13 protein-coding genes are annotated in these 13,350 nt (G+C 62.7%); 10 read left to right on the top strand and 3 right to left on the bottom strand.

The annotated features are described in order from the left end of the window. Positions 1 to 128: 128 nt before the first annotated feature. Positions 129 to 749: a TadE/TadG family type IV pilus assembly protein gene (locus tag AC4P1R_RS15955; protein ID WP_069459941.1), complete on the bottom strand. Its 621-nt coding sequence runs from the start codon at positions 747 to 749 to the stop codon at positions 129 to 131. A 159-nt stretch (positions 750 to 908) separates the two neighbouring features. Further along, a complete protein-coding gene (locus AC4P1R_RS15950) occupies positions 909 to 1,334 on the bottom strand; it encodes a pilus assembly protein N-terminal domain-containing protein (RefSeq protein WP_069459942.1) in 426 nt (141 codons plus the stop codon). Between the two features lie 251 nt (positions 1,335 to 1,585). Here AC4P1R_RS15950 and AC4P1R_RS15945 point away from each other — a divergent pair, with 251 nt between their 5' ends. The 9 genes from AC4P1R_RS15945 to AC4P1R_RS15905 all read left to right on the top strand — a co-directional run bounded on the left by AC4P1R_RS15945 (position 1,586) and on the right by AC4P1R_RS15905 (position 10,506). Continuing rightward, positions 1,586 to 1,768, top strand: a complete 183-nt coding sequence (locus tag AC4P1R_RS15945; protein WP_069459943.1) for a Flp family type IVb pilin — start codon at positions 1,586 to 1,588, stop codon at positions 1,766 to 1,768. A gap of 113 nt (positions 1,769 to 1,881) precedes the next feature. Beyond that, entirely contained in the window at positions 1,882 to 2,394 is a 513-nt protein-coding gene (locus AC4P1R_RS15940) for an A24 family peptidase (protein WP_069459944.1), read from the top strand. Positions 2,395 to 2,529: 135 nt separating this feature from the next. Further along, entirely contained in the window at positions 2,530 to 3,339 is an 810-nt protein-coding gene (gene cpaB / locus AC4P1R_RS15935; protein WP_492177190.1) for a Flp pilus assembly protein CpaB, read from the top strand. An 18-nt stretch (positions 3,340 to 3,357) separates the two neighbouring features. Next, on the top strand, positions 3,358 to 4,905 hold the full coding sequence (locus AC4P1R_RS15930; RefSeq protein ID WP_069460041.1) for a type II and III secretion system protein family protein: 1,548 nt from the start codon (positions 3,358 to 3,360) through the stop codon (positions 4,903 to 4,905). 56 nt (positions 4,906 to 4,961) lie between these two features. Next, a complete protein-coding gene (locus AC4P1R_RS15925) occupies positions 4,962 to 5,606 on the top strand; it encodes a CpaD family pilus assembly protein (RefSeq protein WP_069459946.1) in 645 nt (214 codons plus the stop codon). Between the two features lie 48 nt (positions 5,607 to 5,654). Continuing rightward, on the top strand, positions 5,655 to 6,935 hold the full coding sequence (locus tag AC4P1R_RS15920) for a CpaE/TadZ family protein (protein ID WP_069459947.1): 1,281 nt from the start codon (positions 5,655 to 5,657) through the stop codon (positions 6,933 to 6,935). A 43-nt stretch (positions 6,936 to 6,978) separates the two neighbouring features. Then, positions 6,979 to 8,457, top strand: a complete 1,479-nt coding sequence (locus tag AC4P1R_RS15915) for a TadA family conjugal transfer-associated ATPase (RefSeq protein WP_069460042.1) — start codon at positions 6,979 to 6,981, stop codon at positions 8,455 to 8,457. A 42-nt stretch (positions 8,458 to 8,499) separates the two neighbouring features. After that, a complete protein-coding gene (locus AC4P1R_RS15910; protein ID WP_069459948.1) occupies positions 8,500 to 9,510 on the top strand; it encodes a type II secretion system F family protein in 1,011 nt (336 codons plus the stop codon). 12 nt (positions 9,511 to 9,522) lie between these two features. Further along, positions 9,523 to 10,506 (top strand): type II secretion system F family protein, encoded by a 984-nt coding sequence (locus tag AC4P1R_RS15905; RefSeq protein ID WP_492177189.1) that lies wholly within the window; start codon positions 9,523 to 9,525, stop codon positions 10,504 to 10,506. 389 nt (positions 10,507 to 10,895) lie between these two features. On the opposite strand, the gene AC4P1R_RS15900 is transcribed toward AC4P1R_RS15905, so the two are convergent. After that, positions 10,896 to 11,720 (bottom strand): tetratricopeptide repeat protein, encoded by an 825-nt coding sequence (locus tag AC4P1R_RS15900; RefSeq protein ID WP_492177188.1) that lies wholly within the window; start codon positions 11,718 to 11,720, stop codon positions 10,896 to 10,898. 222 nt (positions 11,721 to 11,942) lie between these two features. Here AC4P1R_RS15900 and AC4P1R_RS15895 point away from each other — a divergent pair, with 222 nt between their 5' ends. Then, positions 11,943 to 13,334, top strand: a complete 1,392-nt coding sequence (locus AC4P1R_RS15895; protein ID WP_492177187.1) for a leucyl aminopeptidase family protein — start codon at positions 11,943 to 11,945, stop codon at positions 13,332 to 13,334. Positions 13,335 to 13,350 lie beyond the last annotated feature (16 nt).

The raw sequence follows: 13,350 nt of genomic DNA, 5'->3' as shown, positions 1-13,350 counted from the left end.
CCACCCCGCCGACGCCCCGCCGGTCGCGGAAGAAACGCGCCAAAACCTCAAACGAAACAGCCCGGAACGACAGGGGTCCGAAAACGCGCCGGGTGAACGAAGATCTATCGGACTTCCTCATAGCACCCTCAATAGTTCTCGTTTCGGAAAGTCGCGGTGGCGACCATCAGGAAATCCCGCGGCATGCTCGTGCCGGCGGGGCGCAGATTTGTGATGTAGGGCCGGACGAGATCGGTTATGACTTCCCAGCGATAATAGGCGCGCACCATGGTGAAGCTTGCCGCACCGCCCGGAGCGAAGCTGAAGCCGCTGGTGTCGAGATCGGAGGACGAGGAGGAACCGACCCGCGGCACCGCTGCCGGGATCGTTGCCAGGTCCGCGATCTCGCGGATGTCGAGGAAGAGCTTTTGCGGCTGGCTGGCCTCGGTCGACGAACAGGTCATGAGGATGGAGATTTCGTCGCAAAATGCCTGGCGGAACTCCGCCTCGGTCATGTCCGTCGCCTTGCCCTGGTTGAAGGTGATCTCGCCGGTGCGGATCTTGCGTGCCAGCGTATCGGTCGCGTTCGCCAGCAATTGCTCGCCGGCAAAGGCGACGAATGTCTCGATCGACGCGAAGACGACGAGGAAGAAGGGCAAGGCGAGGATGGCGAATTCGATCGCCGTCGCGCCCTTCCTGTCGCCCATGAGACGGGGAAAGAGGCCGCGCCGTGCGCGCTTACGCAGGCATGCTTTCGTTTCTGTCGACATTGCGCCGTTCCATCACGTCCCGTGCGGCCGGGGCGGTTCAGTAATGCATGCGCATCCGACCGCATTCCGCGCCTGTGCAATCGATCGGCGTGAGATTAAGCCGCGACTGTTGAAATTTCGTTTGCGACGACCCGAAGAATTTTAGTGGTTTTTGATTTCTCAATCACTGGTCGCGGCCGCTGCCTCGCGCTCGACATGGCGCTCGCAATTGGGCGAGCAGGAATAGACGGTGCGAGCGGTCTGCTTGTAGACGCGGAGCGTGTTGCCTTCGTCGATCGACACGAGAACCCGCTCGTCGACGATGGCGTTGCCGTCCTGATCGAGGATGACGAGGTTCGTCGTGCCGAAACTGCGCCCCGTCAACACGATCGTCCTGGCATCGGCAACGGTTGCATCCGCGACATCGGAATTGCCGATGATCACCTTGCTCACCGGCCGGTCCAGCTTCAGCACGCGCGCGTGATCCATATAGACGCGCATTACCTCCTCGGCCGCACGCGCGCGATCCGGAGCGGAGACCGCAAGAAGCCCGGCGATTGTCAGTGCAAGCGTGGCGGCATGGCTGGCCGCAAGAGACGTTTTCATGGCGCTTCCCGATGGCGAGTGATGGCCCGCATCTTGGCGCTTTTTGGTGAATGAATGGTTACGCTCGCCCGGCGCAATTTACCGCACTCCTTTCCAGAATATTTACCCAAGAAAGAGCGGTCGCTCGTTAACCCGGCGCTAACCGGGTTCCTTAAGCCGATGGCAATTGGGCCCCACTAAATTCAGGGACATCCGATCAACGGCAACAGTTGGCGGAAGTGCTGACAACAAGTGAAGTTAGGAGAACTCCCATGAAGACCATTTTCGCTCGCCTGCTGAAAGACGAATCCGGTGCAACCGCCATCGAATACGGCCTGATTGCAGCCCTGATCTCGGTTGCTCTGATCGCCGGCGCCACGACAGTCGGCGATAGCCTTGAGAACGTATTCAACGCCATCGGTACCGAATTGACGACCGCTGAAGGCAACATGTAATCGAATGTCAGCCCTGAGCTGAACGCGAGAGCCGTTTCCTTCCGGAGCGGCTCTCTATTTTTGTGATGTGCCTCAACGGAAATCTTCGGTTCCAAAATAGAGGGCGGTATGACATGACAATCGCTGGAATCTTCGTCATTCTTCCACTCTGCCTCGCACTCGCGGCGTTCTCGGATCTGTTCACTATGACGATCCCTAATCGCATCTCCGCGATATTGTTGGGGACCTTTGTAATCGTTGCGCCGTTGGCGGGGCTTGGGATGAGCCAGATTGGCCTGCATATGGCAGCAGCCGCATTGGTTTTCGCCGTATGTTTTTTTCTTTTTGCGGCAAATGTTATGGGTGGCGGCGATGCCAAACTTCTTACCGCAAGCGCCGTCTGGTTTGGCCTGAACGCCTCGCTCGTAACATTTCTCCTCTATGTCGCGCTGTTCGGCGGTTTGCTAACAATCGTCGTTCTCTTCCTGCGTCGGCAGGAGAATACGATTCTTGCCAGCGGCATCCCTTTTCCTCGTGTGTTGCTGACGGCGGAGAAAATACCCTACGGCGTTGCAATCGCGCTCGGCGGCTTTGCAGCCTTTCCGTCCTCGCCGTTGATGCAGGCAGCCTTCGCGCAACTGTCCTAGCTCGCCCTGAAAGAGCGCTGCACTGAACAGTGCTATCTATATCTGTTAACCATCTACATAAGCAGCTCGTTAACCATAATTACACCAATTGCTGATCAATCTGGCCCCTGGGATTTCTAGGGGCTTGGGTAGATCATGAAACCGGTGCGCATCATTATTCTGGCGGTGGCCGTCGGCTCGGCGGCAATCGCCGGGCTGCTCGTGATGAAGCTCACCCGGGGACGGGCGCCGCAGATCGCCGCGCCCGTCATCGAGCGGGAACCGACCATCAATGTGCTCGTTGCCAGCAAGAGCCTGCCGGTGGGTGCGCGGCTCGGGGCCGAGTCCATTCGTTGGATGGCCTGGCCGAAGGACAATATTGCCGAGGGCATGATCACCGAGGAGAACCGGCCGGCGGCGGTCGACGATCTCTCCGGCGCCGTGGTGCGCCTGCCGATCTTCAATGGCGAACCGGTTCGGCCGGAAAAAATCGCCGATGCTTCCAACCGCATCATGTCGTCGCTGCTGCCTGCCGGAAAACGGGCCGTGGCGACCGAGATCACGGTCGCGACCGGGGCCGGCGGCTTTATCCTGCCGAACGACCGGGTCGATGTCATCATGGTGCGCAAATCCGACGGCAACGGGCTCTACCTGACCGAAACGGTGCTCAGCAACGTCCGGGTGCTGGCGATCGACCAGCAGGTGGAGGTGAAGGAAGACGGCTCCAAATCCGTCCTCGGCACCACGGCGACACTCGAATTGACGCCGGAGCAATCGAAGGTGATGACCGTCGCCCAGCAGATGGCCGAGCGCATATCGCTGGCGCTGCGCAGCGTCGCCGACGCCCAGGAGCCGGACACCGTCGCGGCCGACTACCTGCTCAGTGGCGATGGGCAGCCGAGCATCCAGGTCATCAAGTCGGGCTCCATCGTCAAGACCGATGGCGCAATCCAGAACCAGAGATAGCATCGAGTGGGGCGCAACGTGAAACGGGATCCAAACAAATTTCGGGCGTCTGTCGCGGCCTGCCTGTCTTTCTGCCTGGCATTTTCGGGCATCACGCTGCCGACTGTTCCGGCCGCGCAAGCCGCTGCTTCCTCGGTCGTCCGGCTTGGCGAAAGCGGGCCGGGGGTGAAAAGGAAGGTCAATCTCGGCCTCAACAAGGCGGTGGTCGTCGATCTGCCGACCGATGCGCATGACATCCTCGTCGCCGATCCCTCGCTCGCCGATGCCATCACCCGCACCTCGCGCCGCATCTATCTGTTCGGCAAGGCCGTCGGCCAGACGAATATCTTCGTCTTTGGCCCGAATGGCGAGGAAATCGTCAGCCTCGAGATCGCCGTCGAGCGCGACGTCGCCGGACTCGAGGCGAACCTGCGCCGTTTCATTCCGGACTCCGACATCAAGGTCGAGATCGTCTCCGACAACGTCGTCCTGACCGGAACCGTGCGCACGCCGCTGGATTCCAACAGGGCCATCGACCTGGCCCGTGCGTTCCTCAAGGGTGGCGAAGCGACCACCCGCAGCATCACGGCGCAGGGCACCAATGGTGACGCGGACATTTTCGCCGAAGACCGCCAAACCTCGCAGATCGTCAATTTGCTGACGATCGAGGGCGAGGACCAGGTGACCTTGAAGGTCACCGTTGCCGAGGTGAGCCGGCAGGTGCTGAAGCAGCTTGGCTTCAATGGCCGGGTCTCGGACGGTGAAAGCGGCATCGGCTTTCGCAATCCGGCCAACCTGGGAGATGCGGTCAGCTTGTTCGCCAATGCCGCAATTCGCGGTTCAATCGGCGGGACGACCATATCGAGCTACATGAATGCCATGGAGCAGGCGGGCGTCATGCGTACGCTTGCCGAACCCAGCCTCACGGCAATCTCCGGTCAGGAGGCGAAGTTCTACGTGGGCGGTGAGTTCCGGCTTGCGGGAACACAGGAAGTCTCGGCCGACGACGACACCGGTTCTCCAACGGTTGAGCGCGAAGTCAACGACGTCGAATACGGCATCCGGTTGAACTTCAAACCGGTCGTTCTTGGTGCGGGTCGAATAAGCCTGCAGATCGAGACCAATGTATCGGAGCCGACCTATGAGGGCTCTGTTGTCACCGGCAACAACTGGGGAAGCGCCAACCCGGGCATTCCCGGAAACACCTTCCTCGGCATCCGTCGGCGGGAAGCTTCGACCAGCGTCGAACTGCCGTCGGGCGGCTCGATCGTCATCGCCGGCCTGGTGCAGGACAATATCCGCCAGGCTCTTTCGGGCGTGCCCGGCGCCTCGAAGATTCCGATTCTCGGTACGCTGTTCCGCAGCAAGGACTTCCAGCGCAACGAGACGGAGCTCGTTATCATCGCCACACCTTATCTGGTGCGGCCGGTCGCCCGAAGCGCGTTGTCCAGGCCCGACGACAATTTCAATCCGGCCAACGATCTCGACAGTTTCTTCCTCGGCCGCGTCAACAGGATCTACGGACGTCCGGAAGCTCAAGCGCCCGCCGGCCGCTACCACGGCAATGTCGGCTTCATCTACAAATAGGGCGGGACATGAAAAACCAGGACGCAGCACAAAACCGTTTGGAAAGGCATAAGCCCATGTCTCCGACCCGCACGACCGTCCGGCTGGCCGCTCTGGCGATCCTTGCCGGCCTGCTTGCAGGCTGCGGCACCAGGGACAACCAGGCGACCGGCGCCATACCCGACGACTACCGTACCAGGCATCCGATCGTGCTCGCCGAGGCGGAGCACGCCATCGACATTCCGGTTGCATCCGGCGACCGGCACCTGACCCAGGGCACGCGCGACGTGATCCGCGGCTTTGCCGCCGAATATCGCCATGCATCGAGCGGCGTCATCCAGATCATGCTGCCGCGCGGTTCGGCCAACAGCCATGCCGCCCAGGTGCTCCGCAAGGACATTCGACGCATCCTTGCGGCAGCCGGCGTGCCGGCGAACCGGATGATCGAAACCGGCTACGAGGCCGCCGCCACGGGCGACGCCGCACCCATTCGCCTGAGCTATGTCGCGATCACCGCGCAGACGGGCCCCTGCGGCGAGTGGCCCGAGGACCTCACGCTCAACACCGTCCAGAACCGCAATTACTACAATTTCGGCTGCGCGACCCAATCCAACCTTGCCGCCCAGATCGCCAATCCGACGGACCTCATCGGTCCGCGCCAGATGTCGCCGGTCGACGCCGAGCAGCGCGCAGAAGTGATCGAAAGCTGGCGCGACAATTAGGATTCGGAAGCGGCAATCGTCCGGGACGCGGCTATTCGAGGAAAAGAGATGAACGCGATTGAATACAGCATCGACAATGGAGCGGGGGATCACGCCGAGGCGGCGCGACCGGGCGATCTCGACCAGCTTCGACCGCTGCCCCGCATTTCGATCCACGCCTTTTGCGAGAGCGAGGCCATGCAGCGCCTCATGGAGCGCTGCGGCCAGGACCGCCGCATGGCGAAGGTCAGCCTGCGCATCACCGGCGGCAGCGTCGCCGTCGCCGCGAACATGTTCGCGAGCGTCTCGACTCCGAACCTCATCATTCTGGAGACCGCAACGGAGCCGAGGTCGCTGCTTACGGAACTGGCGCCGCTGGCGGAGGTCTGCGATCCGAGCACCAAGGTCATCATCATCGGCCGCCACAACGATATAGCGCTCTACCGCGAACTCATCCGCAACGGCATTTCCGAATATATGGTCGCGCCGGTGACGATGGCGGATATTCTCTCGGCGATTTCGGCGATCTTCGTCGATCCGGAGGCCGAGCCCGTCGGACGAAGCCTCGCCTTCATCGGCGCCAAGGGCGGCTGCGGCTCGTCGGTGATCGCGCACAATTGCGCCTGGGGCATTTCCAACCTTTTCTCGACGGAGACCATCCTCGCCGATCTCGATCTGCCTTACGGCACCGCCAATATCGACTTCGACCAGGATCCGCCGCAGGGGATCGCCGAGGCGGTCTCCGCCCCGGACCGGCTGGACGAGGTGTTTCTCGATCGCCTGCTGACCAAATGCTCCGAGCACCTGTCGATGCTCGCCGCGCCCTCCATGCTGGACCGCGCTTACGATTTCGAGTCCGGCGCCTTCCAGCCGATCCTGGAAATCCTGCAGCGCAGCGCCCCGGTCTCGGTGCTCGACGTTCCGCATGGCTGGTCGGACTGGACCCGTTCCGTGCTTGCGGAAGCCGACGAGGTGGTGATCACCGCCGTCCCGGATCTCGCCAATCTTCGGAACGCCAAGAACCTGCTCGATGCGCTGAAGAAGCTTCGGCCGAACGACCGGGCACCGCATCTCGTCCTCAACCAGGTGGGTATGCCCAAGCGACCGGAGATCGCCCCGAACGAATTCTGCGAATCGCTCGAGGTCGAGGCGGCCGCGATTATCCCCTTCGACGCGGTCCTTTTCGGCAATGCCGCCAACAGCGGACGCATGATCGCCGAGATCGACAGGAAGGCCCCCGCTGCCGAAACTTTTTCACAACTCGCCCATCTCCTGACCGGCCGCGCCACCATCAAGAAGGCGCGCACGGGCAGTCTTGGAAAGGTCCTGGCGAGACTTGGCCGGAAATAGGCATCCCGCATCAAAGGATCGATGAAGCAACCGGATTGAAATGATGTTTGGCAAACGCGGAAATGAAGGGTTTGGAAAGATGGGCGGAAAGGCTGCCGCTGTTCCGCCGTCGATGCCGGTCGCACAGTCGGCGGTCATGGAGCGTCCGGCGGCTGCGCCGGTTCTGAGCGAGCCCTCGGCTCCCGCTCCCCGTCCCCAGCCGCCCGCGCCCGCCGCTCCGCCCGCACGCCGGCGTTCGCCGCGGGCGGAGGACTATTACTCGACGAAATCGCAGGTCTTCTCGGCGCTGATCGACACGATCGACCTGTCGCAGCTCGCCAAGCTCGATACGGAAAGCGCGCGCGAGGAAATCCGCGACATCGTCAACGACATCATCACCATCAAGAATTTCGCAATGTCGATCGCCGAGCAGGAGGAACTGCTCGACGACATCTGCAACGACGTGCTCGGCTATGGCCCGCTCGAGCCGCTGCTGGCGCGCGACGACATTGCCGATATCATGGTCAATGGCGCCGGCCAGACCTTCATCGAAGTCGCCGGCAAGGTCGAGGAATCCGACATCCGTTTCCGCGACAATGCGCAGCTCCTGTCGATCTGTCAGCGCATCGTCAGTCAGGTCGGCCGCCGCGTCGACGAATCGAGTCCGATCTGCGACGCGCGCCTGCCGGACGGCTCGCGTGTCAACGTCATCGCGCCGCCGCTGGCGATCGACGGAACGGCGCTGACGATCCGCAAGTTCAAGAAGGACAAGCTGACGCTGGAGCAGCTCGTCCGTTTCGGCTCGATCACCCCGGAGGGCGCGACACTCCTGCAGATCATCGGCCGCGTCCGCTGCAACATCGTCATTTCCGGCGGCACCGGTTCCGGCAAGACGACGCTGCTCAACTGTTTGACGCGCTACATCGACAGCGACGAGCGCATCATCACCTGCGAGGACTCGGCCGAACTGCAACTGCAGCAGCCGCACGTCGTTCGTCTCGAAACCCGCCCGCCGAACATCGAGGGCGAGGGCGAGATCACCATGCGCGATCTCATCAAGAACTGCCTGCGCATGCGCCCGGAACGAATCATCGTCGGCGAAGTGCGCGGACCGGAGGTCTTCGACCTGCTCCAGGCGATGAACACCGGTCACGACGGCTCCATGGGAACGATCCACGCCAACACGCCGCGCGAGTGCCTGAGCCGCATGGAGTCGATGATCGCCATGGGCGGCTATACGCTGCCGGCCAAGACCGTCCGCGAAATCATCGCGGGATCGGTCGACATCATCATCCAGGCCTCGCGCCTGCGCGACGGTTCGCGCCGTATCACCCATGTCACGGAGGTCACCGGCATGGAAGGCGACGTGATCGTCACCCAGGACCTCATGCGCTACGAGATCGATGGCGAGGACGCCAACGGGCGGATCATCGGTCGCCATGTCTCGACGGGCATCGGCCGGCCGAATTTCTGGGACCGCGCCCGCTACTTCAACGAGGACAAGCGGCTCGCCGCCACCCTCGACGCGATGGAAAAAAATTAGCGGCAAGCGGAGCCTGCCACTAACGAAGGAGAAGACCGACCGATGTTCGGCATAGACATCACCGTTCTGGCAGTGGCCGTCCTCGTCGCGATCGCGGCGGCGGCGCTTGCCTATGGCGTGCTCTATTCCCGCATCGAGAGCGAGAAGAAGGCGGAAGGACGGCTGCGCCGCGTCAGCGCGTCGGAAACCGACCGGGCCAGCGTGAAGGCGGCGCGCGACCGCGTCAACGAAATGTCGAAACGGCGCAAGTCCGTGCAGGATTCGCTGAAGGAGCTCGAAAAGAAGCAGCAGGAAAAGTCGGCGAAGACCGCCCCATCGATGAAGGGGCGGCTTATGCAGGCCGATCTCAGGATCTCCTTGACGCAATTCTACGTCTTCAGCGCGCTATTCGGCTTCGTCGCCTTGTTCTTCGTCCTGCTTGCCGGCGCCGGCCCGTGGATCGCGCTCGGCGTCGGGCTGATTGCCGCGGCCGGCCTGCCGCGCTGGACGGTCGGCTTCCTGGTCAAGCGCCGCTGCATGAAGTTTCTCAACGAGTTCCCGAATGCGCTCGACGTCATGGTCCGCTCGATCAAGTCCGGTCTGCCGCTGAACGATGCGTTGCGGCTGATCGCCAGCGACGGACAGGAGCCGGTGAAGACGGAGTTCCGCCGCGTCGTCGAATCCCAGCAGGTGGGCCTCAACGTTCCGGAAGCCTGCGCCCGCATGATCCAGAGCGTTCCCCTGCCGGAGGTGAACTTCTTCGCCATTGTCATCGCCATCCAGGCGCAGGCCGGCGGCAACCTTTCCGAGGCGCTGAGTAACCTCTCCAAGGTGCTGCGCGAGCGTAAGAAGATGAAGGCGAAGGTCAGCGCCCTGTCGATGGAGGCCAAGGCTTCCGCAGCCATCATCGGCGCGCTGCCCTTCATCGTTTCGCTGCTCGTCTACCTGACATCGCCGGACTACATGATGGTCCTTTTCACCGACCCGCGCGGCCATATCATCATGGGCGCATCGGCCGTGTGGATGAGCATCGGCATCCTCGTCATGCGCAACATGATCAATTTCGACATCTGAAGGGCTCTGACGGTGAACGGCTGGATAGACACACTGACCGATCCGAACATCATCGTCGCCGCTCTCGTGTCGATGGCCGTGCTCGCGACCTTCTATTCGCTCGCCGTTCCCTTCCTGGAGCGCGGTGATCTCGCGAAGCGGATGAAGGCCGTCGCCACCGAACGCGAGCAGATTCGCGCCCGCGAACGCTCTCGTCTCAACGCCGAGGCGTCCAGCAGCCGCGCCAGCCTCAGGTCGCAGCAAAACACCTCGGTGCGGCAGATCGTCGAACGGCTGAACCTCAGGAAGGCGCTGGTGGACGAGAATACGGTCAATCGGTTGAAGACGGCCGGCTATCGCTCGCAGAATGCGCTGAATACGTTTCTTTTCGCCCGCTTCTGCCTGCCCTTCCTGTTTCTGGTGGCCGCGGTCGTCTATATTTTCGTGCTCGGCAACTTTGCCGAAAAGCCGACGATGATGCGGCTGCTGTTCACCATCGGCTTCGGCTACCTCGGCTTCTACGCGCCGAACATCTTCATCGCCAACGCGATCTCCAAACGGCAGCATTCGATCCGCCGCGCATGGCCGGATGCGCTCGATCTTCTGCTCATCTGCGTGGAATCGGGCGTCTCGATGGAAATCGCCCTGCGCCGCGTCGCAGACGAAATCGCCGACCAGTCTCAGCAGCTCGCGGAAGAACTGGTGCTGACGACGGCGGAGCTCTCCTTCCTGCCGGATCGACGCGTCGCGCTGGAAAACCTGGGCATGCGCACGGGGCTCGAGGAAGTCAAATCGGTGATGCAGGCGCTGATCCAGGCAGATCGCTACGGCACGCCCATTGCCCAGGCGCTGCGCGTGCTCGCGCAGGAAAGCCGCGACCAGCGCATGACCGCCGCGGAGAAGAAGGCCGCCGCCCTGCCGCCGAAGCTGACGGTGCCGATGATCCTGTTCTTCCTGCCCGTCCTCGTCGCCGTTATCCTCGGCCCCGCGGGCATACAGGTGGCGGATAAGTTCTGAGGCGACGACTTCGGAGGTGGCTGGCCGCGGAATGGTTGATCGCCATCCCAGAGCTTGCGTCTGGATCCTCGGGTCAAGCCCGAGGATGACGCCATGGAGAGGTGGTCGCGAAAGCCTGTAACCGCCTACCAGCGCCCGCTCTCCGCCGAAAGACTGACGACCGCCCTGCAGCAGACCAGGGAAGGCGGCGGCACATTCGCTGTAAAGAGACATTGCCGACGCCCCTCTTTCCGTCATCCTCGGGCTTGACCCGAGGATCCAGGCGCAAGCCTGACGACGACCAGGAGGGGACTGGGCAGTTGCGGCAACTTCCCTGACCATCAGGCGACATATCAGGCGCGCAATGGTCGTAGCACATCGAAGTGGCCCCCCGCACGGACACACAATCGTCAGTTCGTATTCCCATCGTCCGCCTTGGCGAGTTGGTTCCAGGCGCCCTTCTGCGACAGCATCGAGCGCAGATAGGCGACATTCGCCTCCGCCTGCTGGGGGGTCAGTTCCTGCCGCGCGATCGTTTCGGCTTCCTGAAAGCGTCCCTGAAGGCCGACGGCCAAAGCGAGGTTCTGTCGGACGCTGCTGTCGGCGGCGGGTTGGTCAGCGGCCGAGCGGAGATAGGTCTCCGCCGTCTTCAGATCCTTCGTCAGCAGGTAGGACATGCCGAGATTGGAGAGCACGGAGGGCTCGTTGGGCTGCAGGTCCAGCGCCTCGCGATAGCGCAGCCGCGCCTCGGAGGAGCGGCCGAGCTGGTCCAGGATCGCGCCTTCCGCCGACTTCAGTTTCCAATCGGGGCGATCGGGCGTCTGGGCGCGCTTGACCGTCGCCAGCGCCTGTTCCAGCTGCCCCGCCGCCGCCTGCGCCTTGCCATAGGCGCCGAGGACCTCACGATCCGTCGGGTGGTTGATCGCTACCTGCTGCATGACTGCGAGCGCCTGTTCGTTACGCCCGGTCATACGCAGCAGATTGGCATAGTTGAGACCCGCGTCGCGATCCTTGGGATTGCGTTCATAGGCCTGGCCGATGTTTTCCGCCGCAGCCGTGAGTTCGCTGGCGTTCATCGCGGCGACCGGTTTCGAAAGCTTCGGAATGGAACCGGTTGTCAGTTCCTTCTTGCCCTGCTGTCCGGCACAGCCTGCAACCGAGATCGCCAGGATTGCGACGGCAGTTCCCTGAGCCAGGCGACGAAGATAGGCGGAGAAGATATGTGGTGTCGTCATCAGTCGGTGCCCCGGACCACGATTTCGGGCAAAACCGAAACATCGTGATCGATTCCAAGTGTTCAGAGCGGCTGCAGGCCAGTGGCCGCTTACCCTTGCCCGCCCCCGATCGCTTCGCCCCGGAACTCCAACAACGACGGCGCAACTTTCACTCCAGCAATAATCTGTTAACCCTAACAGAGCGTTAATCGCGTCGATCCATACCACCAATCGAGGAAGTCCATGGCCCCCTATCAATTCATCGAACGGCCGTCGCCGTTCAGCACCGGCAACGGCAAGACGCTGCCGATCTTCGCGGTGACGCCGGCGCATATCGAGACGGGATCGATCGACCCGATCGCCCTCGACTGGGCGCGCAAGGCCGGGTTCAAGGCGGAACGCGGTGCGGTACTCCTCATTCCCTCGGCGGACGGCCATCTTGGCGGCGCGCTGTTCGGTCTCGGCTCCAATCCCTCCGACGCGCCTTTCCTGACGGGCAAGCTCGCCCGCGCGCTGCCGGCCGGCAAATGGCATATAGAGACGGCGCCCTTGACCGCGAATCGGCTGGCGCTCGGCTATGGCCTCGGCTCCTACCGTTTCGAGCGCTACAAGAAGCCGAAGGCGGAGGCGCCGACGCTGTCGATACCGGCCGATGCGGACGCCAGCGACATCAAACGGCAGCTCGCCGGCGTCTTTCTGGCGCGCGACCTCATCAATACGCCGACCAACGACCTCGGACCGGAGGCGCTGGAGGCAGCCTTCCGCGCTCTCGCCGACCACTACAAGGCGGACGTCTCGGTGATATCCGGCGAAGCCTTGCTCACGCAGAATTTCCCGCTGGTGCACACGGTCGGCCGCGCCAGCGCCGAAGCGCCGCGGCTTCTGGAATTGCGCTGGGGCAAGAAGGGCCACAGGCGGGTAACGCTCGTCGGCAAGGGCGTCTGCTTCGACACGGGCGGCCTCGACATCAAGCCGGCCTCCTCGATGCTCCTGATGAAGAAGGATATGGGCGGCGCTGCCAATGTCATGGGCCTGGCGCTGATGATCATGGACGCGAAGCTGAAGGTCGACCTGCGCCTGATCATTCCCGTCGTCGAGAATTCGATTTCCTCCAACGCCTTCCGTCCGGGCGACATCTACAGGAGCCGCAAGGGCCTGACGGTGCAGATCGACAACACCGATGCCGAGGGCCGGCTGATCCTGGCCGATGCGCTCGCCTATGCCGACGAGGAGACGTCCGACCTCATCGTCGACATGGCGACGCTGACGGGTGCGGCCCGCGTTGCGCTCGGCCCCGATCTGCCGCCCTTCTTCACCGACGACGAAGAACTGGCGCAGGACCTGACCGAGGCAAGCCTTACGGCCGACGACCCGATGTGGCGCATGCCGCTCCATATGGGCTACGACAAGGACATTTCCGCCCGCATCGCGGATCTGACCAACGCTCCCTCGGGCGGCATGGCCGGTTCGATCACCGCAGCGCTGTTCCTAAAGCGCTTCGTCACGAATGCCAGGAGCTGGGTACATTTCGACATCTTCGGCTGGGCTCAGGCGGAGCGTCCGCATTCGCCGGTCGGCGGCGAGGCCCAGGCGATTCGGGCGCTCTATCACCATATCCGCCGGATCGCCGGGTAGGTGGCGTCGCCTGCAA

It is taken from the genome of Sinorhizobium sp. Y406 (assembly GCF_058732025.1).
The sequence above is the reverse complement of the archived record's forward strand: the minus strand, read 5'-3'. Positions and strand labels throughout refer to the sequence as shown.

What these genes read in the sequence shown, in the direction of transcription:
- AC4P1R_RS15925 (WP_069459946.1), top strand. Translation starts at nt 4,962, where the DNA reads ATGTCTCCGACCCGCACGACCGTCCGGCTGGCCGCTCTGGCGATCCTT.
- AC4P1R_RS15940 (WP_069459944.1), top strand. Translation starts at nt 1,882, where the DNA reads ATGACAATCGCTGGAATCTTCGTCATTCTTCCACTCTGCCTCGCACTC.
- AC4P1R_RS15900 (WP_492177188.1), bottom strand. Translation starts at nt 11,720, where the DNA reads ATGACGACACCACATATCTTCTCCGCCTATCTTCGTCGCCTGGCTCAG.
- AC4P1R_RS15945 (WP_069459943.1), top strand. Translation starts at nt 1,586, where the DNA reads ATGAAGACCATTTTCGCTCGCCTGCTGAAAGACGAATCCGGTGCAACC.
- AC4P1R_RS15915 (WP_069460042.1), top strand. Translation starts at nt 6,979, where the DNA reads ATGTTTGGCAAACGCGGAAATGAAGGGTTTGGAAAGATGGGCGGAAAG.
- AC4P1R_RS15910 (WP_069459948.1), top strand. Translation starts at nt 8,500, where the DNA reads ATGTTCGGCATAGACATCACCGTTCTGGCAGTGGCCGTCCTCGTCGCG.
- AC4P1R_RS15920 (WP_069459947.1), top strand. Translation starts at nt 5,655, where the DNA reads ATGAACGCGATTGAATACAGCATCGACAATGGAGCGGGGGATCACGCC.
- AC4P1R_RS15950 (WP_069459942.1), bottom strand. Translation starts at nt 1,334, where the DNA reads ATGAAAACGTCTCTTGCGGCCAGCCATGCCGCCACGCTTGCACTGACA.
- cpaB (WP_492177190.1), top strand. Translation starts at nt 2,530, where the DNA reads ATGAAACCGGTGCGCATCATTATTCTGGCGGTGGCCGTCGGCTCGGCG.
- AC4P1R_RS15955 (WP_069459941.1), bottom strand. Translation starts at nt 749, where the DNA reads ATGTCGACAGAAACGAAAGCATGCCTGCGTAAGCGCGCACGGCGCGGC.
- AC4P1R_RS15895 (WP_492177187.1), top strand. Translation starts at nt 11,943, where the DNA reads ATGGCCCCCTATCAATTCATCGAACGGCCGTCGCCGTTCAGCACCGGC.